This is a genomic window from Marinoscillum sp. (genome assembly GCF_965229915.1).
Lineage (GTDB): Bacteria > Bacteroidota > Bacteroidia > Cytophagales > Cyclobacteriaceae > Marinoscillum.
The window spans coordinates 2,080,508-2,105,250 of the sequence record NZ_CBDDJZ010000001.1 but is presented as its reverse complement, the minus strand read 5'-3'; the positions used below and the strand labels follow the sequence as shown (position 1 = coordinate 2,105,250).

At 43.3% G+C, this 24,743-nt stretch carries 17 protein-coding genes; 8 read left to right on the top strand and 9 right to left on the bottom strand.

Features of this window, described 5'->3' with window-relative positions; translation table 11 throughout:
- The first annotated feature begins 23 nt into the window (after positions 1 to 23).
- Both ACO067_RS09185 and ACO067_RS09180 read left to right on the top strand, forming a co-directional pair.
- The gene (locus ACO067_RS09185; RefSeq protein WP_421873273.1) at positions 24 to 1,214 is read left to right on the top strand and encodes a PSP1 domain-containing protein; all 1,191 of its coding nucleotides are present in this window, start codon (positions 24 to 26) and stop codon (positions 1,212 to 1,214) included.
- Entirely contained in the window at positions 1,211 to 1,684 is a 474-nt protein-coding gene (locus ACO067_RS09180; protein ID WP_421873271.1) for a gliding motility lipoprotein GldH, read from the top strand. The genes ACO067_RS09185 and ACO067_RS09180 overlap by 4 nt, the downstream gene beginning before the upstream one ends.
- On the opposite strand, the gene ACO067_RS09175 is transcribed toward ACO067_RS09180, so the two are convergent.
- The 3 genes from ACO067_RS09175 to ACO067_RS09165 are packed head-to-tail and all read right to left on the bottom strand — an operon-like array spanning position 1,681 to position 7,395.
- Positions 1,681 to 2,460, bottom strand: a complete 780-nt coding sequence (locus ACO067_RS09175; protein ID WP_421873269.1) for a DUF5995 family protein — start codon at positions 2,458 to 2,460, stop codon at positions 1,681 to 1,683. The two genes, ACO067_RS09180 and ACO067_RS09175, sit on opposite strands and share 4 nt — an antisense overlap.
- Positions 2,461 to 2,462: 2 nt before the next feature.
- The gene (locus ACO067_RS09170; protein WP_421873267.1) at positions 2,463 to 6,458 is read right to left on the bottom strand and encodes an AAA domain-containing protein; all 3,996 of its coding nucleotides are present in this window, start codon (positions 6,456 to 6,458) and stop codon (positions 2,463 to 2,465) included.
- 10 nt (positions 6,459 to 6,468) lie between these two features.
- On the bottom strand, positions 6,469 to 7,395 hold the full coding sequence (locus ACO067_RS09165; protein ID WP_421873264.1) for a ComEA family DNA-binding protein: 927 nt from the start codon (positions 7,393 to 7,395) through the stop codon (positions 6,469 to 6,471).
- Positions 7,396 to 7,512: 117 nt separating this feature from the next.
- On the opposite strand from ACO067_RS09165, the gene hemA reads away from it, so the two are divergent.
- Positions 7,513 to 8,775 carry a glutamyl-tRNA reductase gene (hemA, locus tag ACO067_RS09160; RefSeq protein ID WP_421873262.1) on the top strand — a complete coding sequence of 421 codons (1,263 nt, stop codon included), beginning with the start codon at positions 7,513 to 7,515 and terminating at the stop codon, positions 8,773 to 8,775.
- A 32-nt stretch (positions 8,776 to 8,807) separates the two neighbouring features.
- Positions 8,808 to 10,970: a WG repeat-containing protein gene (locus ACO067_RS09155; protein ID WP_421873259.1), complete on the top strand. Its 2,163-nt coding sequence runs from the start codon at positions 8,808 to 8,810 to the stop codon at positions 10,968 to 10,970.
- Here the strand turns inward: ACO067_RS09155 and ACO067_RS09150 are convergent.
- From ACO067_RS09150 to ACO067_RS09130, 5 genes are read right to left on the bottom strand one after another with little or no spacing between them, the layout of a single operon-like run.
- Entirely contained in the window at positions 10,967 to 12,232 is a 1,266-nt protein-coding gene (locus tag ACO067_RS09150) for a M16 family metallopeptidase (protein WP_421873256.1), read from the bottom strand. The two genes, ACO067_RS09155 and ACO067_RS09150, sit on opposite strands and share 4 nt — an antisense overlap.
- The gene (porV, locus tag ACO067_RS09145; protein ID WP_421873254.1) at positions 12,210 to 13,430 is read right to left on the bottom strand and encodes a type IX secretion system outer membrane channel protein PorV; all 1,221 of its coding nucleotides are present in this window, start codon (positions 13,428 to 13,430) and stop codon (positions 12,210 to 12,212) included. The genes ACO067_RS09150 and porV overlap by 23 nt, the downstream gene beginning before the upstream one ends.
- A gap of 30 nt (positions 13,431 to 13,460) precedes the next feature.
- Positions 13,461 to 16,799, bottom strand: coding sequence for a type IX secretion system sortase PorU (gene porU / locus ACO067_RS09140; RefSeq protein WP_421873252.1), 3,339 nt, complete (start codon positions 16,797 to 16,799; stop codon positions 13,461 to 13,463).
- 24 nt (positions 16,800 to 16,823) lie between these two features.
- Positions 16,824 to 17,510 carry a CDP-diacylglycerol--serine O-phosphatidyltransferase gene (pssA, locus tag ACO067_RS09135; protein ID WP_421873250.1) on the bottom strand — a complete coding sequence of 229 codons (687 nt, stop codon included), beginning with the start codon at positions 17,508 to 17,510 and terminating at the stop codon, positions 16,824 to 16,826.
- Positions 17,507 to 18,148 carry an MBL fold metallo-hydrolase gene (locus ACO067_RS09130; protein ID WP_421873248.1) on the bottom strand — a complete coding sequence of 214 codons (642 nt, stop codon included), beginning with the start codon at positions 18,146 to 18,148 and terminating at the stop codon, positions 17,507 to 17,509. The genes pssA and ACO067_RS09130 overlap by 4 nt, the downstream gene beginning before the upstream one ends.
- Before the next feature lie 57 nt (positions 18,149 to 18,205).
- Here ACO067_RS09130 and ACO067_RS09125 point away from each other — a divergent pair, with 57 nt between their 5' ends.
- Genes ACO067_RS09125 through ACO067_RS09115 form a run of 3 tightly spaced genes read left to right on the top strand, consistent with a single transcriptional unit; the run spans position 18,206 to position 23,450 of the window.
- On the top strand, positions 18,206 to 19,249 hold the full coding sequence (locus ACO067_RS09125) for an NAD(P)/FAD-dependent oxidoreductase (RefSeq protein ID WP_421873246.1): 1,044 nt from the start codon (positions 18,206 to 18,208) through the stop codon (positions 19,247 to 19,249).
- Complete coding sequence (locus tag ACO067_RS09120; RefSeq protein ID WP_421873245.1) at positions 19,246 to 22,569, top strand: translocation protein TolB; 3,324 nt, start codon at positions 19,246 to 19,248, stop codon at positions 22,567 to 22,569. Before ACO067_RS09125 ends, ACO067_RS09120 begins: the two co-directional genes overlap by 4 nt.
- A gap of 8 nt (positions 22,570 to 22,577) precedes the next feature.
- A complete protein-coding gene (locus ACO067_RS09115) occupies positions 22,578 to 23,450 on the top strand; it encodes a YicC/YloC family endoribonuclease (protein ID WP_421873243.1) in 873 nt (290 codons plus the stop codon).
- 34 nt (positions 23,451 to 23,484) lie between these two features.
- Here the strand turns inward: ACO067_RS09115 and ACO067_RS09110 are convergent, their stop codons facing one another.
- Positions 23,485 to 24,018: a DUF2911 domain-containing protein gene (locus ACO067_RS09110; protein ID WP_421873241.1), complete on the bottom strand. Its 534-nt coding sequence runs from the start codon at positions 24,016 to 24,018 to the stop codon at positions 23,485 to 23,487.
- 149 nt (positions 24,019 to 24,167) lie between these two features.
- Here ACO067_RS09110 and ACO067_RS09105 point away from each other — a divergent pair, with 149 nt between their 5' ends.
- Positions 24,168 to 24,737 carry a hypothetical protein gene (locus ACO067_RS09105; RefSeq protein ID WP_421873239.1) on the top strand — a complete coding sequence of 190 codons (570 nt, stop codon included), beginning with the start codon at positions 24,168 to 24,170 and terminating at the stop codon, positions 24,735 to 24,737.
- Positions 24,738 to 24,743 lie beyond the last annotated feature (6 nt).

Sequence of the window (24,743 nt, the reverse complement as noted above, 5' to 3'; positions counted from 1 at the left end):
GTTAACAACAAAACAATTAATCCATGGGGTGCGCATCGTGTAGTACGGCAGTTGGAGAAGACGGACAGGTACTGGGTTGTAAGAATAATGGAGGTTGTAGCACGGGTGGCTGCAACAAGATGAATGTATTTGACTGGCTGGCAGACATGGAAGGTCCTGCCCAGCAGTATTATGATATAGTAGAAGTACGCTTCAAGAACGGCCGAAAGGAGTTTTTCAGAAATAGCAATGACCTTGATTTGACCACAGGTGATGCCGTGGTGGTGGATGTGCCAAATGGGCACCATATCGGTCATGTATCGCTACAAGGTGAGCTGGTTAGGCTCCAGATGAGAAAGAGAAACGTCAAAGATGACGATGAAATCAAGTCAATTTATCGAATTGCTTCCCAAAAAGACCTGGACAAATTCAGAGAAGTAAAGAAACGTGAAATGCCTACGCTATACCGCACCAGGCAGATCATTCTGGACTTAAAACTCCAAATGAAACTCACGGATATTGAGTACCAGGCAGACAACACCAAAGCTACGTTTTACTATTCAGCAGATGATCGTGTTGATTTTCGTGAGTTGATCAAAGTGCTTGCTTCGGAGTTCAAGATTCGCGTGGAAATGCGCCAGATTAGCCTGCGACAGGAAGCGGGCAGACTCGGGGGCATTGGCTCGTGTGGACGTGAGTTGTGCTGCTCTACGTGGCTTGGAGATTTCAAAAGTGTGAGTACTCAAGCTGCACGCTACCAAAACCTGTCGCTAAATCCTAGCAAGCTCTCTGGTCAGTGTGGCCGACTAAAATGTTGCCTCAACTATGAGTTGGACACCTACATGGAAGCCTTAAAGGACATACCAGAAGTCAACAGGCCATTAGAAACTCAAAAAGGACCGGCTAAGCTGCAGAAAACAGATATTTTCAAGAAAATCATGTGGTTTGGATATGACGATGAAAATACCTGGTATCCTCTAGATGTGAAACGGGTGCATGAAATCATCGAACTCAACAAAAAAGGAAAAAAACCAGTGACCTTGGCTGAGGATATGGTTGATGAACTCCCAGATGACGTAGGGCTCAACAGTGATCTGGTGGCCATGGACAAGAAGTTTTCCAAGGGAAAGAAGAATAAAAAAAGGAAAAACAAGAAGCGAAAATTCAACCCTAAGAATAACCGAGGCAATAACAAGGGCAACAAACCGGGAAACAAGAAAGATAATCAAGGATGAGAAAAAGCTATTATCTCATTTGCTGCTGTCTGGTACTTGCAGCATGTGATGCCAGTAGGATCTATGAGAAGAATGTTGATCTGCCAAATCGAGTATGGTTGGAAGATTCCCTTATTGAGTTTGAGATGCGAGTAGATGACGCTTCTCTTCCTTACAATCTCTATGCAAATGTCAGAAACGGTCATAGCTACCCATTTTATAACTTGTATTTGCAGTACACCATTGTGGACTCCACTGGCAGAGAGGTAAAGAAGGACCTTACAAACCTGATCTTATTTGATCCAAAAACCGGTGAACCACGGGGAAGTGGCTTGGGAGATGTGTTTGATCATCAGTTGCCACTGCTGGAGAGCTATTCTTTTCCCGATGAAGGTCGCTACACTGTGGAACTTCAGCAATACATGCGTCGTGACTCCCTGGAGGAAGTCTATGGCGTTGGTGTGCGTCTGGAACTCGCAACGATTGATTAATCCGAGAGGTTTTGGCGGATCAACAAGGACTGCTTATTGAGGATCTGAATGTTTTTACTCACATCCTTACTCTCAAAAATTCTAACCAGACTAACAATCAGTCTCATTAGAAAACCTGGTTGGGAGATGCCACTTCCGAATCGGTGCACTCGCTGGTCTAAATCACCAATATATACCTGCTGTTGATCGGGATTCATGTTAGCAAGGTCTTGCGCTACTCGCCATGCGCCATCCCTGGCAATGTTCATGGAGAAATCAGAGAGGGCTTCATCCAAATTCCCCGATAGCCAATCAATCACCCGCATTAGTGGCCAGATATCGGCCAGTTGGTTTTGAACCCCATTCACCAGCTTACTCAGTACGATATTTATTTTGAAAAAGTCGTTTTTTAGATCCTGGATAGAACTTCCCGGACAGACGGTAGCAGCAGCAATGCCCAGGTCCAGGTTGATGTGTGCATTCATGCCCAGAAAAAGATGTTGCAACACGATCAGCTTGATTTTACGCTCTCCTTCAAATGCGAGCTTCCAGGAGGCAGTACAGTTTTCTTTTTTGGTGTACTGTTCGTAAGCTTCCAGGTATCTATTGGCAAAGATGACATCCAGTTGCTCCATTCGTGCATTGTCCTCGAAATAACCAGCTTCAATGTGATCCTTCACTGATTGGGTGACCTGCCGATAGAGTGCTGGAAAGTAGCCAAGCACACTCTTTTTGATTTCGGATTCATGGATGATTTCATCCAATCGACCCAGCACTTCGTCAATGGATTCACACATTCTTATTCAGCTACTCGGTGGATAAATTTGTGAAGTTTTTCATTGGCCTGTTCTCTATTCAGCCAATATTCCCGGCTGTAAAACTGTACGAATGGCCAGTTCTTTTCAATGAAATGGCTCTGTCTATAGCTATGAGCTTCTTTGGCAGATATGGTGTCGTAAAGCAGTTCATCATCGGTTAGTACCAGTCCCAGATTGTGCTCGTTTTGGACCACTGACAAGTCTGCAAATGGAAGTGTTTTCTTTACCGCAATTCCATCCTGTTCGCTTTCCAGAATATTCCTAAGATACCATTGCTTATTCTGAGAGGTGTCTTCCAGATTGTTTGGAATCCAACTGCCATCACTTACTGATTTAGCATACTGCAGGTAAGATCGAAGCAGCTTTGGACCAGGGTTGGAAGTATTCTCTGTGGCTAGCTGATGTGGCAGCAAACTGGTTACAATATATATCTGTTCTTTAGCACGTGTGATAGCCACATTGAGTCGGTTTTCACCACCTGCCTGATTTAGGCTCCCAAATCGAAGCTGGATACGTCCTTCAGTGTCAGGAGCATATGCAGTGCTAAATATGATAATATCACGTTCGTCACCTTGCACATTCTCTATGTTTTTAACAAAAAGAGATTCAGGTAGGGTGAATTTTCCGCTATCTAATTTTTGATCTATTAGATCCAAAATGGCGGCTTGCTGAGTGACATTAAATGTAACCACACCAATGGACTTGTTAGGAGCCTTCTTAGTGATCGTCTCAATCATATCCACCACTATGCCGGCCTCTTTTTGATTGGTGTTGTTTTCCCAAATGCCATCAGTTTTTAGGTATTCGATGGCAGGTTTGCGATCGGCTTCTCGATGAAACTCAGGGAGTAATTTGAGCTTGCCGTCGTAGAAGTGGATATTTGAAAACTCAATGAGTTCAAGAGATTTGCTGCGATAATGTCCTCGGAGCCCAGATTCTAGCAAATACTGCTTGGCGAGAGAAAGCAGCGAGTCGACTTCCAGCTCCGGAGTCTCTTCATCATCATCTTCCCAGCGCACTCGATACAGATCGTTTGGTTGAAGTTGTTTGTCGTCCCCGGCTATAACCACTTGCTTTCCCCGATACATTGCCGGTATTCCCCGCTCAGCGAAACACTGAGAAGCTTCATCAAAAATGACCAGGTCAAACATTTCTTCCATTGGGAAAATGGCAGAAGCAGATTCAGGAGATGCCAGCCAGCAAGGCAGTAAAGAAAAAATCTCTTCATGGAACTGTGAAATCACTCTCCTGATTGGCCAGATTTTGCGCTTTTTAGTTACCTGATGGTAGAGGTCTTTGTAAGTCACCAGGTTGTTGAGGCGGTTGTACTCCAGGTTGGCATAGGTTCTCTCTCGGGATTTCAGAAGGAGTATTTCCTTGCTCACATCCTTCTTTTCTATAATCGTCTCCTGAAGCTCCTGAGTGAGGTGATCCAGGCGATGTGAAGAAACCGACCTTAGACTCGGATACTTGATTTCGATATGATCGATCCAGGCCAGTGCCAGGCTATTCTGAAATAATTCGATGATTTGCTCATTGGTGTGGTATTCTCTGTCCAAAAGTGTGCTGATGATTTTTGTTTGGTCAGCATTGAATTCGCCTTTTAGATTGTGGTATTCCACCAAAGCATCAAAGTCTCTTGTCAATTCCTTTTGGACTTCAGCCAGTGGTTTTTTCCCCAGCAAAACGCTTCGTACCTGTCGCTCGGAAATGTATCTACTCCATAGCTGCATTTGTACCGGTATTTTCTCCAGGAAGGAGATGAGCTGGCCCAGATGGTCTACATAGCTTTTGCGATCAAAATTTTTAACTGGAAGTATGTCATTCAGAGTGCGGATAGACCTGGTTAAATGAATGCATTTCAGCGCCAGCTTTTGATAGAAAAACCAGTTTTGGATATCTATTTTTCTAAACGACTTTGGGAAATCGATCATCCAGTCCGTTCCTTCTATTTGGGAGACAATGTGCTCGTAGTTCAAACGGTTGTCGATTCGCTGGAGTAGGATTTCGAATCCTTCTTTATTGCTTTTTAGTTCATTGGCCACCAGTACTCTGGTCACAAATATTTTATCTGCAGAGAAAAGCCTCCACCTCAGCCAGCTGAAGAGACCTTTGCGTGCTTTGATAGCGTGCTCCAGAGACTCTTGAAATCTTCCCAGTTCTTCTGGCTTTAAAGAGATTTCAGCGCCAGCTCCCTTAAAGCATTGAAGCATTGTGCGCTCCATATTTGATAGCCATTGTGGATCTTTATTTGGGTCATTGGCAATCATGTGCTGGTAATACTCAAAAACCGTTTCATTATCCAGGTTGGATTGAAGCTGCTCAAGCGCTTCTATGTTGGTCAGAAAATGTAAGCAAGATTCAAAGTCCAGCTCTTCTTGAGAGAAGCTACTTGATTCCCGTTTGAGATTGGCTTCAAACGCAGGAAGCTCAGACACAATTTCTTTCAATTTGAGTAGGTCCTGAGTAGCAAAATGGCCGAATGAAGGTCCTTCATTCCAGAAACACTCCTGCTGTTCAAAACGCTCGTAATAGTCCAGGTATCGTTTGAGTTTACTCAAGAAATCTGGAATTACATCATAATGTAGCTGTCGGTATTCCTGGTTTAGCGAAATGGATGGCTCGTCGGGATTCGATGATAGATACAGCTCCTTGATTGATTTGCCGCATTCTGTTTCGTCATACAGCGCCTTTTTAAACTCCTCAAGCTCCTCTACTAGCTGATCTATTTTTCTGCTGGAGTGTAAAAAAGTACGTTCCAGATGGATAGCATCCAGGCCATTGTTTTTTTGCCTGTACTCATCTATGCTATCCACCTGTCTGGCTATTTGCTCAAATATATTCTTGCGATCATTCTTAAAGTCATGTACCAGTCCGATGAAGTCATGCAGCTCTTGCTGACGCAGACGGTGGTACACCACGTCCAGTGCAGCTCTTTTCTGACACACCAGCAGCACATTTTTGCCTCTGGCAATGTAGTCGCTGATCAGGTTGCAAATCAACTGCGATTTGCCAGTACCTGGAGGTCCCTGTACCGTCAGTGAATTGCCTTTTTTTACCAGCTTCAGGGCGTGCTCTTGCGATGCATCCATGTCAAATGGTGTGAAAGTAGTTTCTTCTTTCACCTGATCAGAAAAGCGAATATTCTGATTTTCGTCTGGGTCGTCTTTGACTCTGGACTCAAAAAACTCCGAAAGGTCCTTTATGGATTTGTCATTTAATAGCTTGAGATAGTCTGGCATCAGGTAAGACCCGGCCTGTGGAAATATGCCTAAAACAGCCTCCGGATGCAATTTGAGCACCCCATTTTTCTCTACAGTTTCAAATTGAGCTTTTTTGTAGTTGCTAAAAACCTGAAGCTTATCCATGAAGTTTTGCTGGTTGAAGTTGAGCTCCAGGTTACTGTCTTTTAAGATCTCATATAGTTGAGTGCGGTAGACCGTGCTATCTGAGTCAAGGTCGTTTAGCACTGCTTCGATGAGCTCTTCGTCCAGCTGAGTGTCATTGTAGTGAGAGTAGCCCAGTAGAAAAGTTTTGTTGAAGGTAATATTGACATCTCTACGTTGCTCCAGATACCAGCTGCCCTTTTCTCTACTAAGCGAAACCGGAAAAAAGATCAACGGACACCGTACCAAAGTCCCATCACTGAACTTACCTCTTATAAACGGCCAACCAATGTAAAGGTCTTTGGCGCCCCGCTCCTGAAAGATGAACTCTTCGATCCTGGAGATTTTGCGAAGCTTCACACTGTTGGCGTTGACCATGCTGTCACGTGCATCAAATTCATCGCACAGTTTGATCTTGTCTTTTTTGGCAATCAGCTCCTCAACTATATGAAAACTAGGTTTGCCATCAGCAAAATCAAGGTTGTGCAAATCCAGAAATTGATCTGATATTAAGCGCAGCAGTAAAAGCGATCGATTATTTCCGGAGAGATTTGTTAACCTACGTAAATAAGTCTTCAGTATTTTCTCCATAGTGATTCCATCACGGATTCAATGAAAGATAGGGATATATTTTTTCATATAGGCTGTCACTCAGAATCTTTATTGATTTAATCTGAGCTACAGAATCAAGCTGTCCTCGTTGAAGTCTGTAGTTGTAAATGGCACGAGCTAGTTTGTAATCAATATAAGGGTGTTGGTATAGCTGTTGCAACGAATCTTTGTTGAGATTTAACTGATGCGGCAACCCAGAAGAGATAAATGATTTTTCTTTGAGAGCATTGATTACCGCCGTATCCAGACCATAAACCTCCTGATACTGACTAGTAGAGTGGAATCCTCCGAGTAAATCCCGAAACTTAATGATACGCTCAGAAAGTACGGGACCAATCCCGCGGATGTCCTGAAGCTGCTCGGCGTTAGCTTCATTGATATCAAAAGCTACTATTTCTTCTTTTGGTTCAGGTTCTTTTTTTCGTGGTTGATCAAAGGTTGGTTTATCCGTCTCGGTCCATTGATATTCATTTGGCAGCTCTATTAAATCCCAGATTTCGCTGAGGTGATCCTGGGAGATTCCATAGATCCGCTTAAGATCATTCTTGATTTTGAAATCACCCCCACTGTTTCGGTAGGCCACTATATTGGAGGCCACTTTGTCTGCAAACCCTAAACTAATCAGCTCGCTTTCACTGGCATTGTTTGGATCAAACAGAAATCGCTGAACAGAACGCTCAGCTACTTTGTCGGTTTTTTCTTTTGGTTTGATGGAAGCTTCAAGTTGTTTGGTCCACTGCTCCATTTTTTCCTGATCCACAGTGAAACTTTTATTCTTCCCAGTTGTATGTATATGGTAGACTTTCGGGACTATGAAGGTGATGACCACAATGATTATGAGGATCAGAGTACCATTCGCTTCTGATTTGGTAAATCCGAAGTGGTCGATAATCCATTGACGTAATATTCTTAGCATAGAACCGCTGTTCAAAACCAAAATAATTAGTTTTTATGACAATTGTCATGTGGTAAGTCATTCTGTGATGATTATTTTTGCAGACTAGTAAAACTATAGGTACGTAAGGACTGGCAGATGCATAGTAACTTTAGAGCGATAGGGATTTCATATAAAAATACTCCACTGGAAGTGAGAGAGGCTGTGGCATTTGATGAAAGCCAAACCAAGCAGTTTCTTCACCAGATGAAGGAAGTATTGGCCGTGGAGGAAGCGCTGATATTGTCTACATGTAATCGCACTGAGATTTATTACAATGCACCGGAGGATATTGCTGAGCAGTTGGCTGCTCTGGTAGACGTCTTTCATGGCATATCTACCTCCTTACCTTCTGCAGATTACTTTCAGCAGATGGATTATGACCAATCGGTAAAGCATCTATTCAGTGTTTCCCTCGGATTGGAATCGATGGTTTTGGGAGATATACAAATCACCAACCAGGTGAAGAAAGCCTATCAGTGGTCTGCAGATGAGCAAATGGCTGGGCCGTTTTTACACCGATTGCTTCACACGATTTTCTATACCAATAAGCGAATGGTCCAGGAGACCCCATTCCGAGATGGCAATGCTTCTGTGGCTTCTTCTGCTGTGAATGTGGTAGAGCAGTTTATCAGCACCTTTACGAATCCCAAAATCGCAGTAGTTGGTTTAGGGGAGATTGGTGAAAATGTGGTTGAAAACCTCAAAGGGCTAAAAGCTCAGGTGACGCTTGTCAATCGGACCGAGCAAAAGGCTTTGGATTTGGCTGGGAGTCTGGGATATCATGTTGCTCCACTTGAAGAACTGGATTCGGTCCTGGCCGAGTCGCACGTGGTGGTGAGTGCTGTACAGGTACCTGAGCCTATTATTACCCAAGCCAAACTAAAAGATAACCATCATCCAAAAATGCTCATCGACCTTTCAGTGCCACGTAGCATTGATGAAGATGTAGAAGCAGTATCAGGTGTCATTCTTTACAATGTGGATCAGCTGCAGGAAAAAGCTTCTAAAGCTTTAGAACAACGCCAATCAGTTATTCCAGCAGTTAATGCCATCATAGATGAGAGTATTGCTGAGTTCAACAACTGGTCTCAAGAGATGGAAGTATCCCCTACCATCAAAAAGTTAAAGCAGGCGCTTGAAGACATCCGCAAGCAGGAGTTGGCCCGGTATGTAGGTAAGATGAGTGCAAACGAAGCGAAGATCCTGGATAAAGCCACAAAAGGAATGATCCAAAAAGTGATCAAGTTGCCTGTGCTTCAGCTGAAGGCTGCCTGCAAGCGTGGTGAGGCTGAGACACTCGTTGGTGTGCTAAATGACCTGTTTAATCTAGAAGAAGAGAAAACAGAGCCATCTAAGTAATCTTCTTGAAAATTCCCTCTTTATATTTGAGCATGCGATATTGTGCATTGTTCCTCTTAGTTTCTGTATCCTTACTAGCTAGCGCCGGGGATTTGAAAATCTATACCTCAGGAGGTCTCCAAGGTGTAGCTGATGAGGAAGGTAAGGTCGTTGTTCCGGCTATATATGAAAAGCTAGGATGGTCTAATGGAAAGAATGACATCATTAATCAGACTATCGGTTTTTATGAAAATGGTAGCTGGGGCCTCATTAATATCAAAACCAGAAAAATAGAGAGCCCAAGGTATAAGGTACTGGAGCCTTTCAATGGTCAGTTATTTGAAGCTGGCAAGGTCACTCATTACTCCAATGTGGTAAAACGCGGACTCATAAATGACAAAGGTGATGTCATTCTGGGATTTAATTACTTCACGATTGACGAATTAGCCGAGGATCGTTACAAAGTTTCCGAATATACCAACAGTGATATTCTTTTTGGAATGGTTGGATCGGAAGAGGTCTTTATCCCTACGATTTATGAGAGCCTCAATAAGGTGGGCTCGTTGGTAGAAGTGTGGAATAAAGGGATGAAGCGCAGGCTTTATTCACTTGACGGGCAAGACCTGGTAAATGGCTGGGTAGATCATGTAGACCTATTGGCAGATGGATATGTCGTCACCAACGAAGGTTATCAGGGAAAGCTTGATGTCAATGGCAAGTTAATTCTCGATATAAAGTACAAGTCTATTACTGATCAGGGAGCAGTACCATTTCCGTCCTGGCAGGTATCCGAATTAGATCTAATGGGTCAAAATCAAAATCTGCTGGAGATTGCCTGCGACTCCATCACTCACGAGCCCATCCACAACTTACTCATTGCACATGTGAACAATGCGGAACATATTCTTGCTGCCAGTGATTTGCTCTTCACGGACCAGCAGAACTCTCTCAAGTCCATTCGAAATGGGTTCTTGATTACCAAAAATCGCAAACTGCAGCAATGGGGGATTTATAAAACTGATGGTCGAGAGGTAGCTGCTGGATTTGATTCAGTAGCTGTGGACAGTCTTTACTTTTTCACCAATAGCAAAGGCGATTGGGACGTTTACAACTTGTTTGGGAGGAAAATGAATGAGCGCCCGTTTCAGCAGTTGGGATTTGCTTCTAATCGAAACATCCCTGCTAAAAGAAATGGATATTGGGGGTGGTTGGATTTTAGAGGCAATGTGATGCTAAACTACACCTTCGAAAAAGTTCAAAAGTCGTTCAGCGCGAATCACTTTCTAGCTAAAAACTATGGAAAGTGGGGTGTGAAGTCCTTTAGCGATGATTGGCTCATCCTATCAGAGTATGATAGCATCTATGATTATGATCAATTCTACATAGCTGAAAAAGGAGAGGCCAGCTACATTTTTAATGAACTCGGTGAGGTGATTCACAGCCTGCCTTATCAGGTCCTTCCTGCTAATGGATATCTTCAACTTGTTAATGGTGACAAGGTAGGAGCCATTACTTCATTGGGACATTATATCCACTCGCAGTATGATGAGATTTCCGTGCATGATGCATACTATGAAATGCGGGACAGTTCGGGAGCTACATTGGTACATGTGTCGGGCCGTCAGGTATTAAAGGCTGCAGATGAGGTGGAGGATGTTCTCGGTTTTTCTGAGGGATTCTTTCACATCATTAAGGATGGAAAGCATGGATTCGTAGATGAAAATGGCAAACTTAGAGTAGCTAATAGGTATGATTCTGCTCAGGCATATAATGAAGGCCTTGCTCCGGTAATGTTGCTAGGAAAGTGGGGTTTCATTGATAAATATGAGATTCTACAGATTCAACCGTTTTATCGCTATTCTAGTACCTTCAAGAATGGGTTGGCTATTATTCAAACTGGCGAAGATTATGGGATTATCACGCCTTCAGGTAAGGAAGTGGTGGATGTAAAATGGAAAGGAATTGAACGTCTACCTACCGATAACTACAAAATAATCGACTGGGACAATAAGGTAGGAATTTGTGACGTAAATGGCCGATTCATTGTAAGACCCAACTATGCTGAGGTAGTAGATACGGACAGGGAGCTGCTCATAGTGACATCCAATGGCGCCAAAGGACTAATTGATTATCAAGGCTACACCAAATTGCCATTTGACTACAATCAAATAGAGATCAAAGGAGATTATCTACTGCTGCAGAAGAAGGGAGACTAGGATACTACGAGAGTGGTAAGCGGGTCGCCTGTCAGGTACTTATTCATAGTGACACAAATATCCTCAGCTTTCATTTTTTGTAAGGTGTCGAAGTACGTATAGAAAAATCCTTCTGTGAGTCCGTCTAGCGTGAGGCTTTTCATCATGTTGTGAGAGCTAAACGGCGAATCGAATGAACCCAGAAACTTGCCTTTCATATAGTTAATCACCATGCCAAATTCCTGACTGGAAGGAGGTTCATTCTTAAGCTTTTCCATTTCTTTCTGGATTTCCGACAATGCCAACTCCACTTTGTCCTGAAGTACTTCAGATCCAATGTACCAATAGGAAGAGTTTTGCAAATGCAAAGTGGAAGAGTGAATGCCATAGGTCAGACCCTTCTCCTCACGGATGTTTTTCATTAATCGCGAGCCAAAAAATCCGCCAAGTAGTTCATTGGCAACCTTGAACTGGTGGATGTCTGGATGATGGCGATCTATGCTGATTTTGCCCAGACGTATACTTGCCTGGGTGCTGCCTTCCTTAGTGATCTGTTCTGACACTCCAGGGTGTAATCTGTTGGAGCGCCTTGCTGTTGGAGGGGTAAACGGCAGAGTCAGACTATTTCGTACAGCTTGCAGTTCATCATCGGTCACCTTTCCTGTAATAAACAATACAGGTTTGGTAAGAAGTGCGCCTTTAAAGGCAATCACTTCATCAAGTAACGTGGAAGCTGCTTGCTCGGCCGTCACCCGTCTACCGTATGGGTGATCAGTTCCATAGAGCAGCTCACGAAATTTCAAACTGGCAAAAACATTGTTTTTAGCCTCCTGCTGTTTGATCTGCTGTACACGAATCTGCTTCAGAATCTCAAATTCTTCCTGAGGGAAGCTACTATCTATCAGCATATCCATCAGCATCTGTAGCACCTTTGGGAAGAACCGGTTCAGCGAGAATAACTTGATGCTGACATGATCCAGAGTAGGTGTAATCTCCAGATGACTTCCATAGAAATCGAAAAAGCTGGCGATTTCCTCTGAACTGTGTTTGGAGGTGCCCTCAGTGATCATTTTGAATAGGTAGTAAGCATTACCAGGGGCAGGTTCCTGATAGCGCCCCACTGGTATGACCATTTCGAATAAAACCACATCTTGTTTTCCTTGATTCAGTACGTGAATCTCTAGATCGTTCGTTAGCGATATCCGATCTATGGAAGGGAGATTGGGTCTTTCGATCTCAACAGATACGGGGGCTTTGGTTCTATCCATCAGTAGGTTCTTCATCTTTCGTGTCAAAGCTAAACACAAAAGACAACCTTAAGGTATCACCTAGTGGATGGTTATTGTCGCGAGGAACTAAATAAGAGAAGTCGATAGCAAAAACCTGGTATTTAAACCCAAGTCCTGCTGTAAAATACTTTCGGTCGCCCTTGTTTTTGTGCTCGTGGAAGTATCCGGCTCGTACAGCGAATACATCTCGGTATTTGTATTCCACACCAGTGGATATCATGATCTCCTGAATCTCCTCACTGAAACCATTTGGAGCATCTGTAAATGAACCAAATGCACCACTCAACAGTGGTCTATTCGGATCTTTTCCTCTGAGTATGACGGGGTTTCCGTTGGCGTCATTCACTACTTCTCCATTTTCATCCAGTTGGTAGAATGGAGGTGTAGGGACTAACAGTTTGTTGAAATCCAAAAGGAGCGTAATGCTATTGTATGGATCTATGTTGGTTTTGAATCCACCACCCAATCTTAAATTGGTTGGGATAAAATCTTCATTGGAATCGTTGCTGTAGGTTACTTTCTGACCAAAGTTGGATAAGTGAGCACCAAATGAGAGTTCAGAGTTTTTACCGTTAAATACAAGTTCCTTGTTGTAATAGAATCCAAGGTCAATCGCCACACTAGTACCCGCTTTGGCATCTGGTGCACCTGTGATATTGCCAGACAAGTTGGACCAGATGTAGCGGATGGTGGCTCCGAGACCAATGTTTTCTGATAGTTTTCTAGAGTAAGTAGCATCAAATGCCGCTTCACGAGGATTTTCCAGTCCAAGAGGTTCTGCGTTGGCGTCAGTGAGCTGAATTTCACCCAGATCAAAATACCGCACTGAAGCACCAATGGTTTGTATTCTGTCAATTTTCTTATAGAAAGTGAGGTAATTCAATGACATGTCATCCACGATGTTGCCAAGCCACGGTGAGTAAGAAAAGGAGAAACCCAGGTCATCTTCTATGAAAGCCAGTTTGGCATTGTTCCAGTGCACACTGTATGCATCAGGTGAGCTGGCCACACCGGCATCTCCCATGGCAGCACCTCTACTATCAGGAGCAAACCCTACAAAGGGTACCGCTACGGTGATGGGATTTCTGGAAGTGTCCTGTCCCGAAAGGATGGGAGCGTTGGATTGGGCTGTTGCAAAAAGTGGTGCAATAAATGCTAGAAACCAAAATGACTTCTTCAGATGTACGTTCATCAAGCAAAAATTTTAAGGTGGCAAAGATAGTTAATTAATGATTACTAGCCTCTTCACTATTTCATTGGAGGCGCCATCAAGTGTACTGCTAACTCTCAGCCGGTACAAGTATATTCCTTTTTCTAAATCACTTCCCTGAAAATTCGACAATCGTAAGGTTAGGTAGTCAATTTTTCGAGGACTGCTGTCGATGGTGTAATCCCATTGATTGACCACACGACCTTGCAGGTTATACAATGCCAGATCTACTTCCAGCTTCTCATCTTCCCGGTCATGTTCAAAACTGAAAGTGGTGAGCCTGTTAGTATTGACTGGATTGGGGTAGTTCAGGGCATTGTAAATTTTCAGAACCGGCTTGTCCGATACTTTAAACTCAACTGTGCTCTCAGTGAAATTATTGTATGTGTCCGATACTTTTAATGTAGCCGTATATTTTCCAGGCTCCAGGTTTTGCAATGGGTAAACAACATATCCTTTTTTATAGGTATTCATTTCGGCAGTGTAGAACTCATTGACTTCTATGGTTTCTTCATTGTTTAGCTGGAGTGTGATGCCTTGGCTAAAGCCATTGCTGGATATATTGATCCCATTTTCATCAGTCAACTCTGCAATGAATAGACTACTGCGACCTACTGTGCCACCAGAATTAAAATCTGGTTCATTGAGGTATAGGTTTATCTCTGGTGGCGTGGAGTCTTCAGCGAGGTTTGATGATGTACCTCCCAGCACAAAGTTTTTTGTGGAACCTTTGGCGTCCATGAAGTTGGTCTTATCAGATGCGTAGAGCGTGATTTTGCCAGGTTGATATTTGTAAGATATGTTTTTGGGGAGAATAATCTCTGTGTCATAGAGACCATTCACTACTGAGAATTCACCCCTGTAGAGCGCATTGGTTTGTTCTTCAAAAGTATATGGATCACTCTCGTCTCCTTTGGTGATCTTGGTTTGTGGAATGTCCCAAATGGTCACTGTAGCCGTTCCATTAAAGCTTTCCATCAGTGTGGCACCATCCATGATAGCCCCGGAGATTCGAAATACTTCTAACGCACTCAAGGTATCTGCCTGTTGTTGGAATTGATCCATGGTGATGTCATATCCTGGATAATTCAGTCGCAGCATTGGATCGCCGAGCAGCGCAAAATTGCGGTTGATTGGACCACTTAGACTTTGGTTTTTGGCATTCTTCATAACGTCGCCTAGCCGTGGGTGCTCACCGTCAATTTTAGCAAACAAATTTTCGTGCAAGGCCACATTTACTGGTTCGTTCGTATGGGCATAAACCGGGCGAGTGGTTGTTACCAGCGCTATGGCGCCCCCATTGTCATGTGACAACAAAAGCTCCGCCCCAGAGTCCCTAATGGGATTGTCATATTTACCAAATTCACAGGTGGCAGTTACAAAAAGTGGCAGCTTATGTCTATTGCTTAGGCTTCTGATTACATCCAGATCAATAGCCAATTCGTTCAGCGAGGTTAACTGGAATTCATTGCCATGTCCGATATAGTTGAACAGGAATACGCCATCTTTCAATGTATTGGTCACATCACGTGTGATTGGTGAGTCCGGTCCGGGGTCTACATCCTGATCGTACCTGTCCAGGTAGAGTTTTTTTGCATTGTAGGCATAGTAGTTATCGTTTACTATTCCAGAAAAGTATTCAGCCTGTCGCATGTGTTCATTATTGTCACCATCATCTACCAGGTAGGCGATCTGCTGTTTCCATTTACCCAGAGTCTGCTTGGCCGTCTTATACCGAATGATCTTATCTACTATGTGCTGGGCCTCTTCTTTTGTCTTGGCTGTCAGTCTCCCTATCCCAATTTCCAATGTGTGATCCTCATAAGGTTCGTCATAGGATTGCCCATTGTTTCGGAGTTTCCCTTCGCTCCAGTAGCCTTCGTCCTCTTCCATGAATCCGAAGTAATCATCAGATGAATGGCTGAAAATGTTGTGTGCAGATTCTCTGGATTCGTAAATGGGGACAAAATTGGTGTTGTTGGCTACCCGGTTTTTGTAATCATATGAAGCATCTCCAAATAGCAGTGCATATTTCAAGTTTCCGCCATTGAGGTAGCAGTATCTAAGGAAGTCTCGAATGGCAGTAATGTCTTGAGAGCCAGCAGAAAACTCATTGTACACTTGCTGTACAGTGACCACTCCCACATTCATTTGGTCGTAGGACTGGTGAAATTGAGCCAGACGATTGGCCTGTGTCAGAAAGAGTGGATGCGTAACAATTATGGCCTCAGCATTGGCCAGACTCTTGATATTCTGATTCGCCACTTTGCCAACTAGTTTTGGCTCTAGCGCTGATTCCGGATTGAAAACAGCCAGGGCCGACTCAGTGGTATTGTTTGTGAATTTCCCGCTCTCATTTGGAATTGCCTCTGGTGAGGTTACGGATGTAATGTTCCATACGAGCTGGTTGTCCCCAATTTCCCATGAGCTGGAAGTGCCTGGAGCAAGCTTTATGATGTCCTGATCATCGCTAAAGTTAGAAGTCACTCCCAGGATAAAATAGTCTAAAAACCCTTTGGAACTACCTGCGCCATGATTGAATCGAAGCCTCAAGTCCAGGGAGCTGGAACTAATAGACGTACTGAAAAAACCTTCACTGTATTTCTGTTTTTGGCTGTAGCTGGCACCTGACACTGAGTCGATATTTACCCGGCCCAGTTCTTCGCCATTGATCAGTACATCAAAGGAACACGGCCTTTGTGAATCTGCTGCTAATGAGGTCCATAGATCTACAGGTCCTGTCGCATTTGCTACATTATAACTGAAATCCATGATAGGATTACTTCTGGTCACACCAGTGCTTAACCATCTACGCCCTGAGCCTAATTGATTGTACTCATCTTTTTCATAAACGATCAGTTTTTGATAGGTTGATTTGGTCTCTGCTGTGGTTGGAAGAGTTGCCCTGGTTTGAATGCGTTTACCTGCCTTTCCTCCATAGGTCATCAGCAAATACAGCGTATCAGAATAAATGTTGTGTTCGTAATCCAGATTGCCTTCGGCATCAAAGAGTAGTTTGTGTGGACCCTGTCCATAGAAGAGGAAGTAGTCACCCTGATCAAGTGATTGGTCATTGGTACCTATGCCGAGCATGGCCACTTCTACCGGATCAAAAGACCTTTGGACCGCATTTGCTTGAGGTAATGTGCCTCGAAATCCATGACTGTATAGTTTGATCGTTTTGGGGTCGACTGTGCTTGGGATACCAGCATCTGTCATGAAGGAATGATCCAATTTATAAATACCTTCTTGAGTGATGCCGATTTTTATCCATTCCCCCTGGGACAGCACACTTTGGCCGCTCGCCATCAGTATGGACAGTATAAAGGTTAGTGATAGATGGGGTTTCATATAGTTCACAAACGGATCGTTTTTCTAATTATTTTTTGAAACGCCCTTTTTAGCCACAAAATTCCCCAAGAGCGAAAAGAAGATGTAAATAGGAATGAGCATTGGCAGAGCTGCTAATTTGAAAATAGCCAATAAGGCAAGAAGCGCGATTATCAGCGAATACCTTAATTCATTGCCACTCCAGCCAGCTCCTTTAAACTTCAAAGCGATCATGGGTACGTTGGCAACCAATAGCAAACTGGAAGCAACGGTTAATGCGAGTAAGGTGACAAGGGACATAGGGAATCCCTGAGGTAAGAATGCCAAAGAGGTAATTAATATGGTATTAGCTGGAGTAGGTACTCCGATAAATTGATCTGATTGCGAATCATCTACGTTGAACTTAGCCAGCCGCAGTGCAGAAAATGCTGCTATCAACAGTCCGGCATAGGGCAAGTAAGGATGAGTGGTCTCCTCACCGATAGCCCGAAACATGTACAAGGCTGGCACGAGACCAAATGAAACCATGTCGGCCAGCGAGTCCAGTTCTTTACCAATGCTGGATTGTACTTTAAGTAGCCTGGCCACAAAACCATCAAGAAAATCAAATAACCCAGCCACTAGTACGAAGTAGATGGCCTGCTGGTAATCACCAGTAGTGATAGTGATAGTCGCCATAGCACCTGTGATCAGGTTCAGACAGGTCAGTGTGTTGGGTAGATGTTTGGTCATTGGGCTCTTACGAAAGGGTTAAATTGTTTTTCATGGCCAATGGTCGTCTCTGGTCCGTGCCCTGGATAGACTACTATTTCATCTTCCAGAATGTATAATTTAGATTGAATATTGGCTAGAAGGTCCTCGTGATTCCCACCAGGAAGGTCAGTACGACCAATACTCTCTCTGAAAAGAACATCTCCGCCAATGATTACCTTATCCTGAATATGATGAAACATGAGATGACCAGGTGCGTGCCCTGGCACAAAAATGGAGGACAGTTCTGTGTTTCCAAACCGGATCACAGCATCATTTTCCATCAAGCTGTCCGGCTCTGCATAGGTAAATCCATTGATTCCCCACTGTGGTGCATATGCTTCTACAGCACGGTAGATTTCCGCTTCGCCTTTAGGAATCCACAGAGGACAATTATAATGAGTTTTAAGCGTGTAGTTGCCAAGCACATGATCGATATGACAGTGCGTATTGACGATTGCCTTCACCTGAAGCTTTTGCTCGTGAATGAATCTTTTTAACTCATCAATTTCGTAGGTTTCATAGCACCCTGGGTCAACGATTATGGCTTCTTGAGTGTCATCCCAGAGAATGTAAGTGTTTTCATAGAAGGGGTTAAAAACAAGAGATTTTATCTTCATTTGCCTGTGTGTCTTCATGTGGTTGTGTTGCAAATTTGTGGAAAATAACGATAGCCGATGAAAAAAGTAAATTATTTGATCGTTGGGCAGGGAATAGCTGGAAGTCTTCTGGCGGTAGAATTGATTCGCGCTGGTAGAGATGTGCATGTAATCAATCATGAGACAGAAAATACTTCGTCGAACAAGGCTGCTGGTATTTACAACCCGATCACTGGCAGGCAAATGGTCAAGACTTGGTTGGCGGATTCGCTCTTTCCTATTCTGGAGCCTTATTATCAGCAGCTGGAAAGAGAAGTTGATCTGAAGTTTTTATATCCTAAATCCATTTATCGACCGTTTTATAGCCATGAGGAGCTAAACGACTGGGAAGGAAAAGCGGCTGAGCTGGCTTACCAGCCTTATATCAAAGAGATTCTCACTAAAGCTTCAGGGATAAAAGGTGTAAGGGATGAATTTGGTGGTTTGTTGCTGAACTATTCGGGATATGTCAACTTACCAGATATGATCAGGGGGATTAGACACGTGCTGGAGGATAAGGGAAACTATACCAATGAGTTGTTTGATCATAGTCAGCTGAAATTGGCAGATGGAGCTCATTACAAAAATATAAAAGCAGACTATGTGATTTTTTGTGATGGGCCAATGGTAACTGATAACCCTTTGTGGAATTACTTGCCTTTCAAACCAGTGAAGGGTGAAATTCTGGAGATAGATACTACGTTACCTGAAGATATGATTGTAAATCGTGGGGTTTTTGTGCTACCAAAGAATGGCCATTTTAGCGTGGGTTCCACTTATGATCACGATCATTTAGACTATGTTCCTTCTGAAAAGGGAATCAAAAACCTTCAAGATAGGTTACATAAACTCTATCAGAAAGAATATACAATTGTGAGTAAATCAGCAGGTGTGCGTCCAGCTACATATGACCGGCGGCCTTTCATAGGCCAGCATACGGATCATCCACAGGTAGGCATATTCAACGGGTTTGGTACAAAAGGAGTGTCGCTCGTTCCTTTTTTTGCTGGTCAATACGTAAATTACCTCGAACGAAGCGGTGAACTTTTGCCTGAAGTAGATGTTAGGAGAGTGAAAATATGAGAAAGACGGTTGTTTCCATCATACTATTCTTTGCCAGTATGGGTGTGTTTGCACAGTACTATCACACGCAGTTTGGTCACAACCGAATCCAATACAAGCGTTTCGACTGGTATTACTATTCCACCAATAATTTCGAAGTGTATTATTACCCTGGAGGTCAGGAATATGCCAAGGAGGCGTTGGAATACCTGGAAGATGAGTTCGTAGACCTGACGGACATTCTTGGATACGCTCCTTACACCAAAACCAAAATCTTCATCTATAACTCTGTCCAGGACCTGCAGCAAAGCAATATGGGTATCGGAGGAGATGTCTTTACCATTGGCGGTAAGACTGACTTTGTCAAATTGCAAATAGAGCTTGCTTATCCAGGGCAGTCAAGTCAGTTTAGGAAAGAGATCATGTACAACATGTCCGAGATGCTGATCAACGACATGATGTTTGGTGGCAGTCTGGCAGAGATTTTTCAAAACTCTTATTTGCTTTCGCTACCCGAGTGGTTTGTGGAAGGAGCTGCACGATACCTTGCCTATGGATGGTCTGCCGAAATGGATGATTACGTGCGTGACTACCTGGAGCGACGAAACATTAATAAACTGGTGAAGATCCAGAATGAGGAGGCGGCAATTGTAGGCCAATCCATCTGGAACTACATAGCCTTGCAGTATGGTAAGAGCAACATCTCCAATGTACTGAACCTGACACGAATCATCCGGAATGAAGAAACGAGTATCTCCAACACGCTGGGCGTTTCATTCAAGCAGTTTCTAAACGACTGGCAGAACTTTTATTTATTTCAAAAGCAGGAGATCGAAGAAAATTACCGAAAGCCCGAAGAAGACAAAGAATTGGCATCTTACTCCAACCGTGAAGTGATTCTCAATCATGTTCGTACCAACGCGGCAGGAAATAAAGTGGCGTATGTCTACCATAAAAATGGAAGATATAAAGTCAATGTGGTGGATGTAGAATCTGGCAAGGAAACGACCGTATTGAATGGAGGATATCTGATCAATGAACAGAAAATTGACTATCATCTGCCACTTATCGATTGGCAAGATGATGAAAATCTTGGCGTGTTACTCTATAAACGAGGATATCTGTACCTGAACACCTACAACGTAGAGACCAAGAAGAAATTCCAAAAACCGTTGACCAGATTTAGACAAGTGGAGAGTTTCTCTTTTAATGACAATGGGAAGCTAGCAGTCATAAGCGGAGATATTGGCGGTCAAAATGATCTCTACCTCATCTCCATGAGGAGAAATGCCATTAAGCGAATAACAGATGACCTGTATGATGATTTGGATCCGGTGTTTATTCCTGGTACTTCCACTATTGTGTTCAGTTCCAACCGAATAACTGATTCAGTAGATGTGGCCAAGGTAGATTTGGATGAAGTACCCGACCGTTTCAATCTGTTTCTTTATAATCTGGACACTACTACCACTTCCTTTTCCAGACTCACCAATACCTATAGCGTAGATCGCAAACCACTGGTCAAGAATCGCAATGAGATTTTCTACTTGAGCGATCAAAAAGGTATAACCAACTTGTACAAATACAATCTTAATGATTCCACATTCGTTCAGCTTTCTAATTTTGAATACAGCATTCGCGATTATGACCTCACTTACAATCCGGACAGGCTGAATTTCCTAATGCTGAGCAATGGACGTACACGTGTCTTCTCTAAGGAATATAACCTGGATCAACGCATGTTTACTCCGCAGACTGCACGCCAGCGGATGTTTCAAGCGAAGTTTCTGGCTCAGCGAACCTCCAAAAAAGTTGAGGTACCTAAGGCTAAACCTGATAAAGTGCAACCGGTATCTGAAGTACTCACGGTTGTAGATTCCTTGTTTTTACCGGATTCGTTCGTTTTTGAAGAAGAGGTAGATTCACTAAAAGAGGTGGAGAAGGAGGTTCCGGTGGCGGAGGAAGAGCCAGAGCCACAGATAAATGGAGATTTCATAGATACGGATAACTACGTGTTTGAAGACGAGCGGGCAACAAAGCCTACTTCTGAAAGGAGACCTAGTTTCCGTCCCGAATCATTTTTTGCCAACTACAGGAAGCTTGAAAAAGAAACCACAGTGATTGGCCCAAGGGCTTATGAGCCAAGATTCAGTTTCAATAACCTGATTACTTCCTTTGCCATTGACCCCATCCGTGGGTTCAGTTTCCTTTTGGAGACTGAGATCAATGACATGTTGGAAAATCACCGGCTCAATGGTGGGGTTCTGGCCAATACCAATCTGAAAACTGGTAATATCTACGGTGAATACCAGTACTTGAAATACTGGACGGATTTTCATTTGCGTTTTGAGCGCAACTCTTATTTGATCGATCCAAACTCACCTTTTTTACGGGGCAGGACCGAAGAGGAGGTTATCCAAAAATATACGCTCAATCGAATTGAACTGGCTGCAGCGTTACCACTAACCAACACCTTTAGGATGGAGTTATCTCCATTTTATGTGAATACCTCTTTCCGAAACCTACAATGGGAGGCGGTACGAAACACCAATCCGAGTATCAGTCTGGCCGAAGATTCCAATGATCAATATGCTGGTGGTAGAGCCGCTCTGGTAGTAGACAATACTATCGAAAGAGGCTTTAACATCTACCAGGGGACAAGAGGAATTGTGGAATTTGAGCAATATCTAGGTGTGCTGGATGGGCAGAAGTCTTTTAATAAGCTGAGAGTAGATCTGCGGCACTATCAGAAAATTCACAGAGAGTTTACATTAGCCATGAGACTTTTCTACGGCAGATCTATGGGGCCAAACGCTCAAAAATTTCTTCTTGGTGGGATGCAGAATTGGGTGTTCCAGAGTTTTGAAGACCAGGGATCGGAGGATCCACTGCAAATCTCCAATGGTATCAACAATTCCGACATTCTGTTTACGGAGTTTGTGACTAATCTACGTGGGTTTGACTACAATGAGGTATATGGAACCAACTCCTTGTTGTTCAATGCAGAGCTACGGTTGCCTTTGTTCAGATACTTGTCTAGTGCACCTATTTCTTCTGCCTTCTTAAGGAACTTCCAGATTATTGGGTTTTATGATGTGGGAACAGCCTGGACTGGTAAGCCTCCATTTACTCAAGAGAATAGCGCATTTACTAAAAAATACGTTACTTCTAACTTCACTGCCAACTTATCCAACTATCAAAATCCATGGTTGGCAAGCTATGGTGCAGGTATTCGCACGGTGTTATTAGGATACTATTTGAAGCTGGATATAGCCAAGCCAATTCGAGATTTTCAAGTAGGAGATACCAGGATATACCTAACTCTCGGATTAGATTTCTAAATTTGCGGATGCTTCAATCAATGACTGGGTTTGGTTCTGCAGAGGCAGAGTCTTCAAAATACCGTATCAAAATAGAAATCAAGACACTCAACAGTAAGTTTCTTGACTTCAGTACCAAGCTACCTAGAGAGATACTCGATAGGGAGCTGGAAATCAAATCAATCATTACCAACCATCTCAAAAGAGGTAAGGTTAATCTGACCATTGAGCTGATTCCACTGGGACTAGAAGAACCCAACATTCATATCAACAAAGGGTTGTTTCGAACTTATTACAAACAGTACGAAGAACTGGCCAATGAGATGGCTGCTAATCCAAAAGATTTATTTCGCCTGGCACTCCATTCACCAGATGTTATTGTGGCCGATGAATCCTCCAGTTTTGAGGATTGGGAATTATTAAAATCTACACTGGAGACAGCCTTAGCCAAGTGTAATGCCTTCAGAGCCGCAGAGGGAGAGACCCTCCAGCGAAACCTGGAGAGTTACATAGATGGCATAGCAGCCGGGCTGGTAGAAGTCACTGCTAGAGACCCCGAGCGAATCAAGCTCATCAGGGAGCGAATCACTAATAGTATCGAAGATATCCGCGAAAAGACTCAGATAGATCAGAATAGATTCGAACAAGAGCTAATCTACTACATAGAGAAGCTGGATATTACCGAAGAGAAAGTAAGACTTGGCAGACATCTGGAGTACTTCAAAGAAGTAATGGGTGCCAAAGAATCTCAAGGGAAAAAGTTAGGTTTTATTTCCCAGGAGATTGGTCGAGAGATCAATACCATTGGTGCCAAAGCCAATGATGCGGTGATCCAACGTGCCGTGGTTCAGATGAAAGATGAGCTGGAAAAGATCAAAGAGCAATCAATGAATATCATATAAAAAAAGAGGCTGTTTTTTGATACAGCCTCTTTGTTTATTTTGAGATCTCAAATTTCACTGCCAGGTTCTCCCAGTTCATTGTGACAGTACCTGTGTTGTCAACCTGTATCGTAAAACGCTCATAAAACTTGTCTGATTTGCCAGATGGAGCAGTGACACGGAGTACGTCTTTTTCACTGTCATACTCATATGCTCCCCATTGATCCCAGGTCTTGTTGAAAATAATCGTCCACTCTTCCTCACCCGGTATGGTGAACAATCCATATTTTCCTGCTGGTAGTGTCTTGCCAGCAATCTGCACATCTTCGCTTACTTCTATCCAGGAGGCTTCATTGGCTCCAGTACGCCATACTTTGCCATAAGGCACCAAACCATCCCAGATTTTTCGCCCTTTCACTCCGGGTTGACTGTAGTCAATAGTAACTGACAAGCCATCTACGTCAGCCGAAGTGCGATCTGGAGGGCTTGGACGCTTGCTTTTATCCTGTTGCGCTTGAGCCACTATAGTCATCAGTATGATGCCCATGATATTCAGAATTGTTTTGAGATTTATTGGAAGTTGTTTCATAGGTTTGATTTTTTGTATGTTCACGTATTTATGGAGTTTTGAGTTGCTTTTTCGATGGGGCATTATTGGATAGCAGGCAGACTTCTATTGTCATTCAGAAAGTTAATAAAAAGAGGAAATCACTATATTGTGTAAAAATCAGAACTATAATGATCAAGCTGACTTACCTAACTACTTGTGTCTTGATATTATTCGGGTGTTCTTCCGAAGTGAGTCGTGAAAAGCGTCCATTAGTAAATGCTGTAAACGAGAAAGTGCATGACATTGATGCGAATCATCGGGTCAGTATTAGAGAGGATGACTTCCACCAGGGGGATTCTATCTACAAGATACGAGGTTATTTCATGGACAAGGAATTGTTGAAACTGGTAGGTGTCCTTCACACCTCACATATAGATCGAGACGATTACTTCTACTTTCAGGACATGGCTCCAATATTTAGCGGGCATGTGGTAGTCTCTAAGGACGACAACATCGCCTCTGAGTATAAGTACTACTATGGAGAAGATGGATATGTAGATGAGGCACTCTTTTGGGAGGATCATTATACTCCCGGGAAGCGTTTCCCTATCGAGCATTTCAGTGAATTTGAGCCAGATCGGGATTCTCTACGGGCTAGTGAAGAAGAGCGCCTGTTTTTTTTCCTCTCTAAACTAGACCTTGAAGGCTTTGAGATCCTTCATTTGAATGAAAATCTGGATGCAAACGTAGAACGTTAATAACTT

What these genes read in the sequence shown, in the direction of transcription:
- ACO067_RS09185 (WP_421873273.1), top strand. Translation starts at nt 24, where the DNA reads ATGGGGTGCGCATCGTGTAGTACGGCAGTTGGAGAAGACGGACAGGTA.
- ACO067_RS09180 (WP_421873271.1), top strand. Translation starts at nt 1,211, where the DNA reads ATGAGAAAAAGCTATTATCTCATTTGCTGCTGTCTGGTACTTGCAGCA.
- ACO067_RS09175 (WP_421873269.1), bottom strand. Translation starts at nt 2,460, where the DNA reads ATGTGTGAATCCATTGACGAAGTGCTGGGTCGATTGGATGAAATCATC.
- ACO067_RS09170 (WP_421873267.1), bottom strand. Translation starts at nt 6,458, where the DNA reads ATGGAGAAAATACTGAAGACTTATTTACGTAGGTTAACAAATCTCTCC.
- ACO067_RS09165 (WP_421873264.1), bottom strand. Translation starts at nt 7,395, where the DNA reads ATGCTAAGAATATTACGTCAATGGATTATCGACCACTTCGGATTTACC.
- hemA (WP_421873262.1), top strand. Translation starts at nt 7,513, where the DNA reads ATGCATAGTAACTTTAGAGCGATAGGGATTTCATATAAAAATACTCCA.
- ACO067_RS09155 (WP_421873259.1), top strand. Translation starts at nt 8,808, where the DNA reads ATGCGATATTGTGCATTGTTCCTCTTAGTTTCTGTATCCTTACTAGCT.
- ACO067_RS09150 (WP_421873256.1), bottom strand. Translation starts at nt 12,232, where the DNA reads ATGAAGAACCTACTGATGGATAGAACCAAAGCCCCCGTATCTGTTGAG.
- porV (WP_421873254.1), bottom strand. Translation starts at nt 13,430, where the DNA reads ATGAACGTACATCTGAAGAAGTCATTTTGGTTTCTAGCATTTATTGCA.
- porU (WP_421873252.1), bottom strand. Translation starts at nt 16,799, where the DNA reads ATGAAACCCCATCTATCACTAACCTTTATACTGTCCATACTGATGGCG.
- pssA (WP_421873250.1), bottom strand. Translation starts at nt 17,510, where the DNA reads ATGACCAAACATCTACCCAACACACTGACCTGTCTGAACCTGATCACA.
- ACO067_RS09130 (WP_421873248.1), bottom strand. Translation starts at nt 18,148, where the DNA reads ATGAAGATAAAATCTCTTGTTTTTAACCCCTTCTATGAAAACACTTAC.
- ACO067_RS09125 (WP_421873246.1), top strand. Translation starts at nt 18,206, where the DNA reads ATGAAAAAAGTAAATTATTTGATCGTTGGGCAGGGAATAGCTGGAAGT.
- ACO067_RS09120 (WP_421873245.1), top strand. Translation starts at nt 19,246, where the DNA reads ATGAGAAAGACGGTTGTTTCCATCATACTATTCTTTGCCAGTATGGGT.
- ACO067_RS09115 (WP_421873243.1), top strand. Translation starts at nt 22,578, where the DNA reads ATGCTTCAATCAATGACTGGGTTTGGTTCTGCAGAGGCAGAGTCTTCA.
- ACO067_RS09110 (WP_421873241.1), bottom strand. Translation starts at nt 24,018, where the DNA reads ATGAAACAACTTCCAATAAATCTCAAAACAATTCTGAATATCATGGGC.
- ACO067_RS09105 (WP_421873239.1), top strand. Translation starts at nt 24,168, where the DNA reads ATGATCAAGCTGACTTACCTAACTACTTGTGTCTTGATATTATTCGGG.